Origin of the sequence: Streptomyces sp. NPDC014801, assembly GCF_043082085.1 — a bacterium.
Lineage (GTDB): Bacteria > Actinomycetota > Actinomycetes > Streptomycetales > Streptomycetaceae > Streptomyces.
Genome location: NZ_JBIBXG010000011.1, coordinates 373,289 through 387,802, shown reverse-complemented (window position 1 = coordinate 387,802; position 14,514 = coordinate 373,289). Strand labels below are relative to the sequence as shown.

At 72.7% G+C, this 14,514-nt stretch carries 13 protein-coding genes; 7 read left to right on the top strand and 6 right to left on the bottom strand.

The annotated features are described in order from the left end of the window. Positions 1 to 122 precede the first annotated feature (122 nt). Together ACF1AL_RS27650 and ACF1AL_RS27645 are read right to left on the bottom strand one after the other, a co-directional pair. On the bottom strand, positions 123 to 1,826 hold the full coding sequence (locus ACF1AL_RS27650; RefSeq protein ID WP_391827889.1) for a serine/threonine-protein kinase: 1,704 nt from the start codon (positions 1,824 to 1,826) through the stop codon (positions 123 to 125). A 52-nt stretch (positions 1,827 to 1,878) separates the two neighbouring features. After that, complete coding sequence (locus tag ACF1AL_RS27645) at positions 1,879 to 2,244, bottom strand: DUF4440 domain-containing protein (protein WP_391827887.1); 366 nt, start codon at positions 2,242 to 2,244, stop codon at positions 1,879 to 1,881. A 143-nt stretch (positions 2,245 to 2,387) separates the two neighbouring features. Between ACF1AL_RS27645 and ACF1AL_RS27640 the strand changes: the two genes are divergently transcribed. Then, positions 2,388 to 3,200, top strand: a complete 813-nt coding sequence (locus tag ACF1AL_RS27640) for an ATP-binding cassette domain-containing protein (protein WP_391827885.1) — start codon at positions 2,388 to 2,390, stop codon at positions 3,198 to 3,200. After that, on the top strand, positions 3,197 to 3,853 hold the full coding sequence (locus ACF1AL_RS27635) for a hypothetical protein (protein WP_391827883.1): 657 nt from the start codon (positions 3,197 to 3,199) through the stop codon (positions 3,851 to 3,853). The genes ACF1AL_RS27640 and ACF1AL_RS27635 overlap by 4 nt, the downstream gene beginning before the upstream one ends. A gap of 15 nt (positions 3,854 to 3,868) precedes the next feature. On the opposite strand, the gene ACF1AL_RS27630 is transcribed toward ACF1AL_RS27635, so the two are convergent. Together ACF1AL_RS27630 and ACF1AL_RS27625 are read right to left on the bottom strand one after the other, a co-directional pair. Continuing rightward, positions 3,869 to 4,771: a DMT family transporter gene (locus ACF1AL_RS27630; RefSeq protein WP_391827941.1), complete on the bottom strand. Its 903-nt coding sequence runs from the start codon at positions 4,769 to 4,771 to the stop codon at positions 3,869 to 3,871. 104 nt (positions 4,772 to 4,875) lie between these two features. Beyond that, on the bottom strand, positions 4,876 to 5,991 hold the full coding sequence (locus ACF1AL_RS27625) for a hypothetical protein (RefSeq protein WP_391827881.1): 1,116 nt from the start codon (positions 5,989 to 5,991) through the stop codon (positions 4,876 to 4,878). A 249-nt stretch (positions 5,992 to 6,240) separates the two neighbouring features. Between ACF1AL_RS27625 and ACF1AL_RS27620 the strand changes: the two genes are divergently transcribed. After that, positions 6,241 to 7,461: a GNAT family N-acetyltransferase gene (locus ACF1AL_RS27620; RefSeq protein WP_391827939.1), complete on the top strand. Its 1,221-nt coding sequence runs from the start codon at positions 6,241 to 6,243 to the stop codon at positions 7,459 to 7,461. Positions 7,462 to 7,538: 77 nt separating this feature from the next. Here ACF1AL_RS27620 and ACF1AL_RS27615 read toward each other — a convergent pair whose 3' ends face one another. Next, the gene (locus ACF1AL_RS27615) at positions 7,539 to 8,105 is read right to left on the bottom strand and encodes a GNAT family N-acetyltransferase (protein ID WP_391827879.1); all 567 of its coding nucleotides are present in this window, start codon (positions 8,103 to 8,105) and stop codon (positions 7,539 to 7,541) included. Between the two features lie 187 nt (positions 8,106 to 8,292). Between ACF1AL_RS27615 and ACF1AL_RS27610 the strand changes: the two genes are divergently transcribed. The 3 genes from ACF1AL_RS27610 to ggt all read left to right on the top strand — a co-directional run bounded on the left by ACF1AL_RS27610 (position 8,293) and on the right by ggt (position 12,603). Continuing rightward, positions 8,293 to 9,090 (top strand): hypothetical protein, encoded by a 798-nt coding sequence (locus ACF1AL_RS27610; RefSeq protein WP_391827877.1) that lies wholly within the window; start codon positions 8,293 to 8,295, stop codon positions 9,088 to 9,090. Further along, entirely contained in the window at positions 9,048 to 10,559 is a 1,512-nt protein-coding gene (locus ACF1AL_RS27605) for a hypothetical protein (protein WP_391827875.1), read from the top strand. Before ACF1AL_RS27610 ends, ACF1AL_RS27605 begins: the two co-directional genes overlap by 43 nt. A 193-nt stretch (positions 10,560 to 10,752) precedes the next feature. Continuing rightward, on the top strand, positions 10,753 to 12,603 hold the full coding sequence (gene ggt, locus ACF1AL_RS27600; RefSeq protein ID WP_391699422.1) for a gamma-glutamyltransferase: 1,851 nt from the start codon (positions 10,753 to 10,755) through the stop codon (positions 12,601 to 12,603). Between the two features lie 132 nt (positions 12,604 to 12,735). Here the strand turns inward: ggt and ACF1AL_RS27595 are convergent, their stop codons facing one another. After that, a complete protein-coding gene (locus tag ACF1AL_RS27595) occupies positions 12,736 to 13,563 on the bottom strand; it encodes a class I SAM-dependent methyltransferase (protein WP_391827873.1) in 828 nt (275 codons plus the stop codon). Between the two features lie 246 nt (positions 13,564 to 13,809). Between ACF1AL_RS27595 and ACF1AL_RS27590 the strand changes: the two genes are divergently transcribed. Beyond that, positions 13,810 to 14,493, top strand: coding sequence for an alpha/beta fold hydrolase (locus ACF1AL_RS27590; RefSeq protein ID WP_391827871.1), 684 nt, complete (start codon positions 13,810 to 13,812; stop codon positions 14,491 to 14,493). Positions 14,494 to 14,514 lie beyond the last annotated feature (21 nt).

Here is a 14,514-nt window from a genome sequence, read left to right as displayed (position 1 = left end):
CGGCAACCCGTGAGGGCGCCGGGCGGCAGGGGACCCGCGTGCCGCCGTGTCTTCGACGCTACGGCCTGGAGCGCACTCCAGCGCAAGCCGCCCGTGAGCGGATTCCCTCCGTACAGCGGACGTCATCCTGCCGAGTCGTTCGGCATCACCTTCGTCACCCGGCCGGTGCGGTCGGCCGTCAGGTAGCCGGACTCGTTGTAGTCGTTCGAGAGGTAGGCGGACATGCCCATCGGATCGCCGAAGGTCGGGTCGGCCCCGTCCACCAGGAGGTACCGCGCGGTGGGGTCCTTCACGTTCAGCTTCTTCCGCGCCTGCTCGAACAGGGCCGGAACGGCGTCCCAGTCGAAGTCGTCCACCCGGAACGGGCTCTCCAGAGGAGTCACCGAGCCGCTGATGATTCCCTTCTTCGCGCCCTCTCCGGGGCGGTACGTCCAGGAGTCGTAGCGTGTTCTGCTGCCGCCGGCCATGACCTTGGCCGAGACGTATTCCGGATAGACGGCGAGGCTGCACATCTGGTCCGTGCCCGTCGCGGCCTTGAGGGCCGCCACAGCGGTGCGGATGCCGGCCGGGGTCAGCAGGTCGCCGTGCGCCGGTTGCTGCCCGGCCCCGGTGGCGGTCCCGGAACCGGCCGGGGTGTGGCTGCTCGGCGTCGGACCGGCCGTACGGGAGCCGCTCGCGGCGGCCCCCGGTGGCTTCGCTCCCCCGTCGTCCGTCCCTCCGCCGGCCCCGGGAAGGAACTGCCACACCAGCACGCCGACGAGCACCGTCGCGGCGACCGACGAGCCGACGGCGAGACGGCGGTCCCGCCGCCGCACGCGCTCCTCGCGGCCCTGGTCGACCGGGCGCGTGGCAGCGCCGTGGGCGGGCACCGCGTCCGCGGGCGCGGTCCCTCCTGCTCCCGGCGGCCCCGGGACCCCGGGAGGGGCGAGGTGGTACGACGTAGTTCCGGCGTCCGCGGTCGTGAAACCCTGCGTCCGAGGCGCCGGTGCCTGCGCCGCCTGGGCCAGCATCGCTTCGACGACGTCGGTGCCCGGCCGCTGTGCCGGGTCCTTCACCAGCACTGCGGTAAGCAGGGGACCGAGCTCACCGGCGCGGCGGGCCGGCGGCAGCTCCTCGCTCAGCATGGCGGCCAGCGTGGCCAGTGTGGTCCCTCTGCGCAGCGGATGGTGACCCTCGACCGCGACGTAGAGCATCATCGCGAGCGACCACACATCGGATTCCGGGCCGCCCTCGCCGCCCGAGATGCGCTCCGGGGCCATGTAGTCGGGCGTGCCGATGATCGAGTCCGTGGCGGTCAGCGCGGTCGCGTCGCGGATCGCGGCGATGCCGAAGTCGGTGAGGACCGGGCGGCCGTCGGCCCGCAGCAGGACGTTCGCCGGTTTCACGTCCCGGTGCTGGACGCCGACCGCGTGCGCGGCGCGCAGCGCGCCCAGCAGCTCGAGACCGAGCGCGGCGGCCTCGCGCGGCTCCATCGGGCCGCGGGCGAGCCGGTCGGCGAGCGAGCCGCCGGTGACCAGCTCCATGACCAGCCAGGGATAGGTGTGTTCGCCGCCGTCCACGACATGATGGATGGTCACGACGTTGGGGTGCGCGACGCGGGCCAGCGCTCGTGCCTCGCGCAGGACGCGGGCCCGCAGGTGCGCCGCGGCCTCGGGGTCGTGCTCGGCGAGCCCGGGATCGGACGGACGCACCTCCTTCAGCGCCACGGGCCGGTCCAGGACGAGGTCCAGTGCCCGCCACACCGTGCCCATGCCCCCGCCGCCGAGTCGCGCCTGCAGCGCGAAGCGGCCGTCGATCACCCGTCTGCCGGGCTCCCCGTCGTTCATGCCGGGAGCATACGAGAAGGCGGTGACAGCGGGTGACCCGGTTCCGCCCGGCTCAACCGGTCGGGGTGCCCTGGTGGTAGTACAGCCTCCAGCCGCTGCCCGTCAGACGCCACAGCGAGCTGCGCCAGACCCGCCGGCCCGCGTGGCCGGAGCGGTAGGTCAGGTGGACGACGCCCGGGGCGAGGACGACGCCCGCCATGTCACCGACCTCGACAGGCGATTCCGGGGTCACCGAGCCGTCGCCCGTCGCCTCGGTGACCGACTCCGCGTCCCACCGGCGTCCGGAGGCCCCGATCTCGGTGAACTCCGGGTCCAGCAGCTCCCGTACACGCTCCGGGGAGGCCCGCACCTCGGGGTCGAGCAGCCGCATCTCGCCATCGACGGCCGCTCGGACGGCCCGCTCACTCTCATCGGTCATGGGCGCACCCTACGGACTCCGCCGCGCGCGTAGGCTCCCGGCGTGAGGGAGTGGTCGGTCGTCGACCACGGTGAGGAGTCGAGTCGGTGCGGTGTGAGGGGGTCGGGAAGCGTTACGGCTCTGGACGCTGGGTCCTGCGTGACGTGGACCTGGAGGTCTCGCCCGGGGACGTCGTCGCCTTGGTGGGCGGCAACGGTTCCGGTAAGTCGACCTTGCTGCGGATCCTCGTCGGGCTGACGCGGCCGACCACCGGGCGTGTGTCGGGCCGGCCGCGGCGCATCGGTTACGTGCCGGACCGCTTCACCGCGCACGACCGCCTGACCGCGCTCTCCTATCTCACCCACATGGGGCGTATTCGCGGCATGCCGGCGTCCGCCGCCCGGGCCCGCGCCGAGCACCTGCTGGAGCGGCTGTCCCTGGTGGGCGGGGCCCGTGCGTCGCTGCGTACCTTGTCCAAAGGCAACGCGCAGAAGGTGGCGGTGGCCCAGGCACTGCTCGTCCGGCCCGATCTGCTGGTCCTGGACGAACCCTGGTCGGGTCTGGACGCCTCGGCGCACGGTGTCCTCGCCGAACTCATCGACGAGGTGGCCGCGCAGGGCGGGGCGGTCGTCTTCACCGACCACCGCGAGGCGATCACCGAGGCGCACGCGAAGAGCGTCCACCGCCTCGACGGCAAGGGGCACGTCACCGTGCACCACGGCGGCGGGGACCTCCTGATCGACGTGGTCCTGACCGTGCCGGCCACCGGCGGCCGGCCGGTCGAGGTGAACTGGCCTGCTCAGCCAGGCGTGTTGGACGTGGTCCGGCGCGGCGGGGAGGTGGTCCTGCGGGTGGCGCGCGAACACTCGGACGCGACCCTGCTGACGGCGCTGCGGCACGGATGGTCGGTGGTGAGCGTGGCCGAGGCGGTGCCGGCGAGGGGGCCGCGCAGCGATGCCGGGAGGGCCCTCTCGTGATCCCTCTGGTCCGCTATCTGTGCACGGTACTGCTCCTGTCGCAGCGCTACCTGGCGCCGGTGCTGCTGTTTCTCGGTCTGGTGGCGGTGCTGACCAGCGGCGACACCGGCCCGCTCACGGCGACGTACGCCCCGGTGGCCGGCGTCATGCTGCTGTCGTCGGTGTGGCTGACCATGGCGCTGGTCGCGCTGGAGGACCGACCGCACCGGGCGATCGTCATCGCCAGTGCCGGTGGTGATCTGCGGGTCCTCGTGGCGACGGTCGCGGCGGCCGGGGTGTGGTGCCTGCTGCTGGCCGTCGTCGGTGTCGCGCTGCCGTTGGCGTTCGGCGCGCACTCCCCCGGTCCCGCGGACCTGACGCTCGGACTCGCGGCCCAACTCACCTGCGCGGCCATGGGTGTGGGCATAGGGCTGGTCTGTTCCCGGCTGGTGTTCCGGCGGCAGGGTTACGCCCTCGCCGTCGCCCTGATCCTCTTGCTGGCCGTGCTGCTGAGCCGGGGCGTCTCTCCGGTGAACCTCATGCTCACGCGCCTGCAGAACACGTCCGACGCGACAGCGGCCCTGATCCCGACGGCCGCCCTGTTCGGCACGGCCATGGGCTGCCTGGCGGCCGCGGTCGCCCTGACGCAGGTGATCTCCCGCAGAAGAGCCTGACGTCCTTCGCCCGGATCAGCCGTCTTCGCGGGTGCCGCGTGTCGCGCCGGCGGAGGCGGCCACCACGCACAGGACCGCGAGCCACTGCGACCAGCGCAGGGATTCCTGGAGCACGACGAGGCCGATGAGGGCCGCCATCGCGGGTTCGAGGCTCATGAGGATGCCGAACGCGCGTGGGGGGACCTTGCGCAGTGCCTCCAGGTCCAGCGAGTAGGGGATGACCGACGACAGCACTGCCACGCCGAGCCCCGCGATCAGGACCCACGGCTGGATCAGCGCCGTTCCGCTGTCCGCCACGCCGAAGGGCACCGCCACCAGCGCCGCGACGGCCATGCCCAGGGCGAGGCCTCCGCCTTCCGTGGTGTGCCGGCCCAGGGCCGCGCCGACCAGGATGTACAGGCCCCAGCAGGTGCCCGCGGCGAGGGCGAACAGGAAACCGGCGAGGTTCAGGTCCCCGCGTCCCTCCATCAGCAGGACCACTCCCCCTGCGGCGAGCAGCGCCCACAGGGCGTCCAGCCATCGCCGCGACCCGGCCAGCGCCACCACCAGCGGTCCGAGGAACTCGGTGGTCACCGCGACGCCCAGCGGGATGCGGGCCAGGGCCAGATAGAAGCAGAGGTTCATCAGGCCGAGCGTCACACCGTAGCAGACCACGACCGTCCAGGTGCGGCGGCTCATGCGCAGGGACGGCCGCCAGAACAGCAGCAGGACCGCCGCCGCGAAGAAGAGCCGCAGCGAGACCGTGCCGAAACTGCCCACCGCCCCGAACAACTGCTTCGCCACGGCCGAGCCCAGCTGGACGCTGACAATGCCGAGCAGCACCAGGGCCGTTGGCGGAATCGCACCGAAGGCGCGACCGGCCGACGCGGTCAGGACGGTGCGCGGGGACGGACCGGGCTCCGTCCCGTCGACGCTCATGATGGCCACGCGGGGATTGTCGTTGACCGGCACGCCACGCGTCACATGGTTTTCGACGGGCCGGACCGCCCGTCGCCCGCGCCCGATCGTGCGGGGGGTCCGGGTTACTCCTCGGCCGGCCGGGGATCGGGGAACCCGCGCAGCTTCAGCTGAGGTGCGCGGTGGTTCGCCAGCCACAGCATGCGGCGCTCCTCGTCCGCGAGACCGGTGCGGGCCTTCCGCGTCCACTCCTCCTGGTCGAGCACCTCCGTGTACCTCGCCCGCAGCGCCCGTTGCTGCTCCGTGGTGCATCCCGCTGCTTCGGGAGACCCCACGACCAAGTGCTGCGCGAGCAGAGCCACGGTGAAGTAGCGCTTCAAGGTGGGGGCGAGCCCGGCCACGTGCCGCACGTACGCCTCCAGGACCTGTGGGGAGTGGGGGTAGTGGGCCAGGGTGAGCCCCATCCCGCCGCAGTCGCTCATGAAGTGGAGCAGGCACCCGACGTGGTCCACCATCTCGCTGTCGGTGTCGAGGGCGTCCAGTGCCTCGTGGAGCCGTGTCACCGTGGCAACCCGCCCTGCGAAGTATCCGTTCAGGAAGTCGCCGTCGCAGGCCCGGCGCAGCAGCCAGGTCCGGACCTGGGGGTTGCTCGTGCGGCACAGTGCTTCCACGACGTAGACGCGCCCCCATCCGCTGACCCGCTCACCGAGCCAGAGGAGGGCTTCGGCCCCCTGCGGCATGTGCTCCAAGGCGTCGGCCGCCAGGGGTCCGAAGCGGTTCGACAGCAGTCCGATCGTCTGGATCAGTGGGATGTCGTCCCCTGTTCCCACGGCGGCCAGCAGGGCGAGCCCCACGGTGACCGCGCATCGATCGGTTCCGTGCCGCACCAGCCAACGCCCGGTCCTGCGTGCGCGTTCCGGGTCCGCGCGCCGGGCCGCTTCGGCGATGTTCTCGTTCGGGTGGATCGGTACGTGGACGTCGTGGAAGGCGTCCGCCAAGGCGCTCGAAGGGGCTGCCGGCCGGGCGAAGTGCGCGTCCAGGATGCGCGCGACGTCCTTGCCGGCGAGGCTTCGATCCTCCGGCGGCTCCGGCCGAGGGCGGCACCGGTGCAGTGCGTCGTCGGGGTAGGGCTCCCCGTCGCGCGGCAGTGGCTCGTCGGGGGCCGGCGCATGCAGCCGCAGGGCGTGGGCGAACAGCGTGATCCGCGATCCGGGCAGTCCTGTCCCGGTCGTCTCGCTCATCGGCGGACGGCGGACTCGATTCTCTCGATCATGGCCGGGAGCATGCCACGCCCTGGCCGAGGTCACAAGGCTGCGCTGAGGAACGCGGAGGGCGAGCGCTGCCTCGATCGCCATCCGGTCGTAACCGAAATCGGGTCGTTGGCACTGTGGGCGGTGGTAATTCGCTTGACCTGGTGGACGGGGCGACGTTGCACTGTGGCGTCACGCCACGTGTCGTGGTGCTGGGAATGCGGGGAGGCAGCGGCAGTGGTGGAGATCCGTCCCACGACCGATCAGGACTTCGACCTCTTCGTCGATACGCTGCACGCCGCGTTCGGGCGCTTCCCGGAGAGTCCGGCCGACGGCGGCGGGGTCTGGTGGGCGGCGCTCGAAATGGACCGCGGGCTGTTCGCCGTGGCGCCGGACGGGCGGCCCGTCGGCACCGCCGGGGCGTACTCCTTCGAACTGACCCTGCCCGGAGAGGTCCTCGTCCCGGTCGCCGGGGTGACCGCCGTTGGGGTCCTGCCCTCGCACCGGCGGCAGGGCGTGCTCACCCGGATGATGCGGCATCAGCTCACGGCGGTGCGCGAGCGGGGCGAGTTCCTTGCCGTGCTGCTGGCGTCCGAGGCCTTGATCTACCGCCGGTTCGGATACGGGCCGGCGACGTACACGCAGCGGTTGACGGTGCCGCGGCGCCAGGCGGCCCTCGGCGTCCCCCGGGCGCGCGGCACCGCCGGCACGGCGGCGACCGGCTCGGTGGAGCTGCTGCGGCGGGCGGAGTGCGGGGAGATCCTGGAAGAGGTGTACGACCGCTACCGCCGGGCGCAACCGGGCGCTCTCTCGCGGCCGCACCGCTGGTGGACGCTGGGCGCCGGGCAGCCGCCGGTCTCGTCGGCGGCGCGCTACGTCGCCGTCCACCGGGACGCGGACGGCGTTCCCGACGGGTACGCCGCGTACTCGCTGACCGAGCCCGACACCCTGACCGTCGACGAGACCATCGCCACCGACGACACCGCCTTCACGGCCCTCGCCCGGTTCGTTCTGGGGCACGACCTCGTCCGCCAGGTCGTGTTCAAGCACATCCCGCCCGGCCACCCGCTGCGATGGCAGCTCGCGGACTTCCGCGCGGGCCAAGTCGGCAACGACACCGACTGGCTCTGGGTGCGGCTGCTGGACGTCCCGCGAGCACTGACCGCACGCGGCTGGTTCACGGACGGCGACCTCATCCTCGACGTCGACGACCCGTTCCTCGGGGAGAACGGCCGCTACCTGCTGACCGTGCGGGACGGAAAGGCCGACTGCGTGCCGACGGACCGCGAGCCCGACCTGTCCCTGGACGTGAGCGACCTGGGCTCGATCTACCTCGGCGGCACCACCCCCAGCACGCTCGTACGCGCCGGCCACATCCGCGCCCACCACCCACACGCGGCCGCCCAGGCCGACGCCCTCTTCCACCCCGACCGCACCCCACACTGCCTGCACTGGTTCTGACAGCACCCGCACGTGCCGGTCAATGCCGCTTGCCGGTGCCTGAAGACACCGTCGGCGCGCGGCACCGCGTGTACGCGTCAGGGGGCGGGAGTCGGGTCGGAAGCTGGCTTCGGGCGGTTCAGGCGCCAGATCACCTCGATGCCGGTGGCCGGTGGTGTCGTGGGGGCCGGCTGTTGCTCGTGGCGGATCTGTGTGAAGCCCAACCGGCGCGGTACGGCGCTGCTGGGAACGTTGGCCCGGTCGTGGCTGATCTCCAGGTAGTCCACGTCCGGCAGTGTGAACATCTCCGTGGCCAGGGCCGCCGTCGCCCTCGTGGCGATGCCCTGACCGGTGGCGGCGGGATGCAGCCAGTAGCCCAGCCGCCAGCTCGGGGGCTCACCCCCGCGGTACGCCTGACACATGCCGACGGGTGTGCCGTCCTTGATGACGGCGTAGTTGAACACCGCACAGGCCGTCCACCTCGCCTCGGCCTTGGCGAGAAAGTCCCGCGTGTTCTGCTCGGTGTGCTCCGCCACCCACAACATCCACGGCAGCAGATGGTCCGCGGACTCCCGGATCAGGGTGAACGCCGCGCTGACGTCGCTCTCCTGCCAGCGCCGCAGGACGAAGTCGTCACACGGGATGATCTCGCTCGGTCGTTCCATAGCGGCCATCATCGTTTCGCGCCACGCGTCACTGCAATGGGGGGTGCGGTGACGGGCCAGTCGGACGCAGGGCGCACGCGGCTGCGGCGCCCGCGTGCTGCGGTCGGGTGAAAAGTGCCGGGAAGCGGCAACGAACCCGCGGGCCGGACGGACATCTCGGTCCGCCGGGCATGGAAGCTACGGTCGTGTGAACCTGCGCATGCCTTCCTCCTCCCGGCTGATGCAACAGGGCTACGGCCGTGCCCGCACCTGGCGCGTGCGCAAGAGCCGCTGGTACTGGCCGATTCTGGCCCTCACCTTCCTGGGCGCCCTCGCCGAGCTTTTCCTCATCACCATGAGCGTGGCCCAGCTGATCATGGCCGAACCCAAGGGCTCTCTGCTCTATGCGATGGAGACGAAGTGCAAAACCGGTGACCACCTCCCCTGCGGCCTTCTGCAGGGCATCGTCATGCCCTTCCTCACCCTCGCTCTCGCCAGCGTCGCCTACCTCTTCTTCCGGTTCACGCGGGTGAGCAGGGCGTATCTGCACAAGGCCCGGGAGAATCCGCGGGATCTGGTGCAGACGGCCGGGGGGATCTTCGGGCGGGTGGTGGGGCGGGACCAGCTGTGCGCGGTGCTCATGGAGGACCTGCGCGACAGCCGCTTCCGCCGAACGCACGTCGTGGTCGGCGGCATCGGGACGGGCAAGACCGCGCTGCTGGTGCTGCTCACCCGGCAACTGGCCCGCCGGGGTGCACCCCACCATTCGGCGACCCTCACACGGACGGCGACGCGCACACGGACGGCGACCCCCGCACGGACCGGGACTCGCGCACGGACGGCGACCCGCAGCAAGCCCCTCCCGCGCCGGAGCCCGAACCGGTCGCCCCCGCGGACGTCTTCCGCCGCACCCTGCACACCAAGGCGCTCCAGCTGTACGCGACGGCGCTGCAGATCGACAGCGTGGATGCCGAGCCGCAGCAGCACCGCATCGCGATGGAGCTGACGACGTCGTGGCCGGATCTGCGGGCCCGCGACCCGCACACGCTGAGCGTGACCAAGACGCTGCTGGTCTCCCGTTTCGGCGAGGCCCTGCGGGCCGTGGACCGCGGACGCAGCGTGCACCCGGCGTACACGGAACTCTTCGAGATCGGGCGGCTGGAGCCGTCGTACGCCGTTCGGGTCGCCATCGCGCAGGAGATCGGGGCCGGCGGCGACAGCGCGTTCGAGCTGCTGCAGGCGCGGTTGCGGTTGCCGGAGACCGTACGGCAGCGGCCTATGGAGCGTACGCGGGACTGGCGGCTGGACCTGTGGGAGAGCCAGCAGCCCTGGGAGGCCGGCGACCGCCGGGAGGACCGGGACGCGTCCGCGCCGGACGGGCTGGCGCCGCTGCAGCGGCTGGAGGAGGAGGAACGTGAGGAGGAGGAGCGCGAGTGGCGCGACGACACCCTGTGCGCCTGGCTGATCCCGCTGCTGGTCGGCTCGGTCACGCTGCGCCGCCACCGTGACACGCCGTACGAGATCCTCGCGAGCTGGGTGCAGCGGGTCGGCGCGCAGGACGCCGGCGGGCCGGCGCTGGACCTGACGCTGGAGGTGGCGCTGGCGCAGGGTTTCAAGTTCGCGGCCAACCGCCGGGCCCGGCATCGGCATGCCCGGGCGCAGGCGCGCGAGTATCTGAGCGAGCAGGCCTGGGACATGCTCAGGCGTTCGCGGTTCTGGTTCACGCGGCTGACCCTGCTGCACGCGCTGACGCTGTGGGAGCTGCCCGACGGCGAGGCGTCCGCCGGCCGCACCGGGGCCGGTACCGACCCCGCGCAACTGGTCCGGCAGTGGCTCGCGCTGCCGGCCGGGGAGGCGCAGCACCCGTTCGTCGATGCGGCCGCCGAGCTGTGCGTGTGGGCGCTGCTGACGGGCCGGCCCGAGCGGTATCTGTGGATCGACGAGTCCGGGGTGATCGCGCAGGTCGGCTCGCAGCCCGCCGAGGGCGGTGAGGTGCGCAAGCACCAGTTGTGGATTCCGCCGTCGACCGGGTGGAGCACGCTGCATCCCCGGGCGCAGCAACTCCTCGCCGATGTGCTGCTGTTGCTGAACCTGGCCGAGCGCGGCGACTGGCCCGCGGACCGGCTGCAACGGTTGCGCCGCACCGACCGGCCGGATCTGCCGCCGTGTCTGAGCCGGGACCGCCGCCCGCTGGACCCGGGCCGGGCCCTGGTGCGCACGGCCGCCTCCCACGCGGGCTCCAACTGCCGTGACGACTGCGCCTTCGGGCTGTGTCCTTACCCGCCGTCGGGGCTGAACGGTCAGCGTCCGGAGCTGTCCGAGGCCTTCTGCCGGGCCCAGTTCACCCTGCTGTCGCACACGCGGCCCTTCGCGCGCCCGCAGGCGCCCTGGCAGCAGCGTACGGATCTTGCGGAACTGCGGCTGTTCTGGGAGCGGATGAGCAAGCGCTCCCGTGGCGCGCACCGCGGTGGCTGACCGTGTGGCCGGCGGTGTTCGCCCTGGTGGGTGAGGCATCGGCGGCTTCGGAGGGATTACCTCCGGAAACCTCAGATCTTCCGCAAACCTTGTCTGGTGTCATTGCCTGGCCGACTGCCGTTTGCCAGGGTTTCGGGCACCCCCCACCTCCCCGTAGCGATCCCCCTCCACGGAGGGGCGTATCGGAGGTCATATGACCCACCGCCGTGCCCTGGTGGCCGCGTCCGCGGCGTTGTTCTCCCTTCCCCTGCTGCTCCCCCACACCGCCGCGGCGTCACCCGCGGCGACCGGTTCACCGGCGCCGCCCGGGCTGCGGCCGCCCGCCAAGCAGGCCGTCGCCGTCGGCAGCGGCGGCGCCGTCTCCAGCGTCAACCCCTACGCCTCGCAGGCCGGCATCGACGTGTTGCGGCACGGCGGGAACGCCGTCGACGCCGCCGTCGCCACCGCCGCCGCGCTCGGGGTCGTGGAGCCGTACTCGGCGGGCATCGGCGGAGGAGGCTACTTCGTCTACTACGACGCCCGCAGCAAGACGGTGCACACCATCGACGGCCGGGAGACCGGGCCGGCCCGGATGCGCTCCGACTCCTTCGTCGACCCGTCCACGGGAAAGGCGATCCCGTTCGACGAGGCCGTCAACTCCGGTCTGTCCGTGGGTGTTCCGGGCACACCGGCGACCTGGCAGAAGGCCCTGGACGACTGGGGCACGGTGTCCCTGGCGAAGGCCCTGCGCCCGGCGACCCGGATCGCCGACGAGGGTTTCGTCGTGAACGACGAGTTCCGCGCCCAGACGAAGCTGAACGAGGCCCGCTTCCGCGACTTCAGCTCGACGGCCCGGCTGTTCCTGCCGGGCGGTGAACTGCCCGTGGTGGGCACCCGTTTCCGCAACCCGGACCTGGCGCGGACGTACCGGGAACTCGCCCGGGACGGCGTGGGCGCGCTGTACCGCGGCGACATCGGGCGGGACATCGTGCGCACGGTCCAGCATCCGCCGGTCGCCGAGGGGTCCACGCGGACCGTGCGCCCGGGCCTGATGGAACGCACCGACCTGGCCGGTTACCGCACGATCCAGCGCCGCCCGACCCACACGACGTACCACGGCCTGGACGTCTACTCGATGGCGCCGTCCTCCTCCGGCGGGACGACGGTCGGCGAGGCGCTGAACATCCTGGAGAACTTCCATCTGTCCTCCGCGGACCGGGTGCAGGCGCTGCACCACTATCTGGAGGCCAGCCGTATCGCCTTCGCGGACCGCAACCGCTGGGTGGGCGATCCCGCGTTCTCCGACGTGCCCACCCGGGAGCTGCTGTCCAAGGAGTTCGCCAAGGACCGGGCCTGCCTGATCCGGCCGGACGCGACCCTGTCCAGCCCGCTCGCGCCCGGCGATCCGCGTGGCCCCGGCCAGGGGTGCGCGCGGGGGACGGGCGGCGTGGAGCCGTACGAAGGACCGTCGACCACCCATCTGGTGGCGTCGGATCGCTGGGGCAACGTCGTGTCCTACACGCTGACGATCGAGCAGACCGGCGGTTCGGCGATCACCGTCCCCGGGCGCGGGTTCTTGCTCAACAACGAGCTGACCGACTTCGACTTCACGCCGCTGACGCCGGGTGTGCCCGACCCGAACCTGCCGGGCCCGGGCAAGCGGCCGCGCAGCAGCATGTCCCCGACGATCGTGATGCGCGACGGCGCGCCGCTGATCGCGGTCGGTTCGCCGGGCGGCGCGACCATCATCACCACCGTGCTGCAGACCCTGGTCAACCGGCTCGACCTGGGCATGAGCCTGCCGGAGGCGGTGGCCGCGCCGCGTATCTCGCAGCGCAACCGCACCACGACGGAGGCGGAGCCCGCCTTCCTCGACTCGCCCGAGCGTCGCGCTCTCGAAGCCCTCGGCCAGCGTTTCGTGTTGGCGCCCCAGACCTTCACGCCGTCGCCGGAGATCGGCGCGGTCGCCGCGCTGGAGTTCGCGCCCGGCGGCAGGGTCACGGCGGTGGCCGAGCCGAAGCGCCGCGGCGGCGGCTCGGCGATGGTGGTCCGCGCAACCCCCTGATCCCGCACCGGGACCCGTCACCCGCCTCCCCCGGGTGACGGAGGCGGGCGCGCCGGCCGACCGGCGCGCCCGCTGACTGGTCTCCTCCAGGCGCCTGCGGTCATTCCCCTTCGCCTCTCCTCGTGCCCCGGGTCAGCGGGAGGCGTTCTCGCCCTTCCAGCCCCACGCGGTGAGCAGGCCGGCCGAGAGCGCCGCGCAGGCGTCGGAGTCGAGATAGCGCACCGCCTCGTCGACGGCCGCGTCGTCGACAAGCCCGGTGGCCAGCATCGCCGCTCTGCTCCGCTGCCAGGTGTCCGCCCAGAAGCGGCTGATGGGGCTGCCCGGCAGCAGCGGCGGCACATGGATCTCGGCGGCGACGGGCTCGAGCCCGGCCTCACGCAGCAGGTGCGGGTAGTCCGGCACCCAGGAGACGTCGGTGCCGATGGTGTCCCGCAGTCCCTGCCACATCGCCCGCATCACGGTGGTGTACGGCGTGCCGGGCGTCCGGTCGCTCGTCAGGTCGACGGCGTCGCCGAGCACCAGGACTCCCCCGGGTTCGACCAGTTCGGCCAGCTTGGTCACCAGGCGGCGGTGCTCCGGCAGGTGCATGAGCACGAAACGCGCGTGGACGAGCCGGAACCGGCCGGGTGCGAAGTCGTCGGCGGTGACGTCCGCCTCCAGCAGGTCGAGCCCGGGCACGGGCCGCTCGGCGAGGAAGCGTACGTCCCGGTCGACGGCCAGCACGCTCGTCACCTCGGCCTCCTCCAGCAGTCGGCGGGAGACCGTGCCCGTGCCGGCGCCCACGTCCAGGCAGCGCCAGCCGGGGCCGACGCCGAGCGCGCGCAGCCGGGCCACGGTGAGGTCGTCGTAGGCCAGGGCGCCGAAGTCGATGCGTTCGCCCTCGCCGGCCTGCCCGGGACGGAAGACGGCCTCGCCGTAGCGTCCGCCGCCCTGCGCGCCGGGGCCCGTGGCGGCGTTCACCGGTTCACCGCGGCGATGAGGGAGTCACTGGTGGTACGGCGCATGACCGGAACTCCTTGGAGGTGCGGGGCGGTACGGACAGCCGGGCGTTCCGGAACGGTTCCGATCCTCCCCGGGCGCTCGGCCGCACCACCGAGGCGCGCCGACTCCGGGCCCGAACAGACCAAAGGGCACAGCCCGTTGTCAGTGCCTGCCGATAGCGTGCACGGCGCACCCGCCCTTCGACTCCTCGCCGGGGGAATCACCGTGGACATCCTGCTCGTCGCCGGGCTGTGGCTCGACGGAACGGCATGGGACGACGTCGTGCCCGAACTCACCGCCCTCGGCCACCGCCCCGTGCCGATCACCCTGCCCGGCCAGGGCGACGGCGCCACCGCGGCGACCCTCGACGACCAACGGGCCACCGTGCTCGCGGCCGTGGACGCCTCGCCCGGGAAGCCCGTGGTGGTGGGGCATTCCGCCGCGGCGAGCCTGGCCTGGCTGGCCGCCGACGCACGGCCCGGGAAGGTGGCCAGGACGGTCCTGATCGGCGGCTTTCCCGCCCCGTCCGGGCGGGCCTACGCCGATCACTTGCCGATCGAGGACGGGGCCATGCCCTTCCCGGGCTGGGAGCCCTTCGAAGGCGCCGACGCCGCCGACCTGGACGAGGCCATGCGGGAGCGCTTCGCCTCCGCCGCCGTCCCGGTGCCCGAGGCGGTGGCCCGCGGCATCGTGCGCCTCGCCGACGAGCGGCGCTTCGACGTTCCCGTCACGCTCGTCTGCCCCGAGTTCAGCCCCGCGCAGGCGCGGGAGTGGATCGCCGACGGCGAGAGCCCCGACCTCGCCCGCGCCGCCCGCGTCGAGTACGTGGACATCGACTCCGGGCACTGGCCGATGTTCACCCGCCCTCGCGAGCTCGCCGCCCTCCTGGCCAGGGCCGCCACCTCGTGACCACCCCGCCCGCCGGACACG

Coding starts and splice junctions, on each gene's coding strand:
- ACF1AL_RS27650 (WP_391827889.1), bottom strand. CDS start 1,826: ATGAACGACGGGGAGCCCGGCAGACGGGTGATCGACGGCCGCTTCGCG.
- ACF1AL_RS27645 (WP_391827887.1), bottom strand. CDS start 2,244: ATGACCGATGAGAGTGAGCGGGCCGTCCGAGCGGCCGTCGATGGCGAG.
- ACF1AL_RS27630 (WP_391827941.1), bottom strand. CDS start 4,771: ATGAGCGTCGACGGGACGGAGCCCGGTCCGTCCCCGCGCACCGTCCTG.
- ACF1AL_RS27625 (WP_391827881.1), bottom strand. CDS start 5,991: ATGAGCGAGACGACCGGGACAGGACTGCCCGGATCGCGGATCACGCTG.
- ACF1AL_RS27615 (WP_391827879.1), bottom strand. CDS start 8,105: ATGGAACGACCGAGCGAGATCATCCCGTGTGACGACTTCGTCCTGCGG.
- ggt (WP_391699422.1), top strand. CDS start 10,753: ATGACCCACCGCCGTGCCCTGGTGGCCGCGTCCGCGGCGTTGTTCTCC.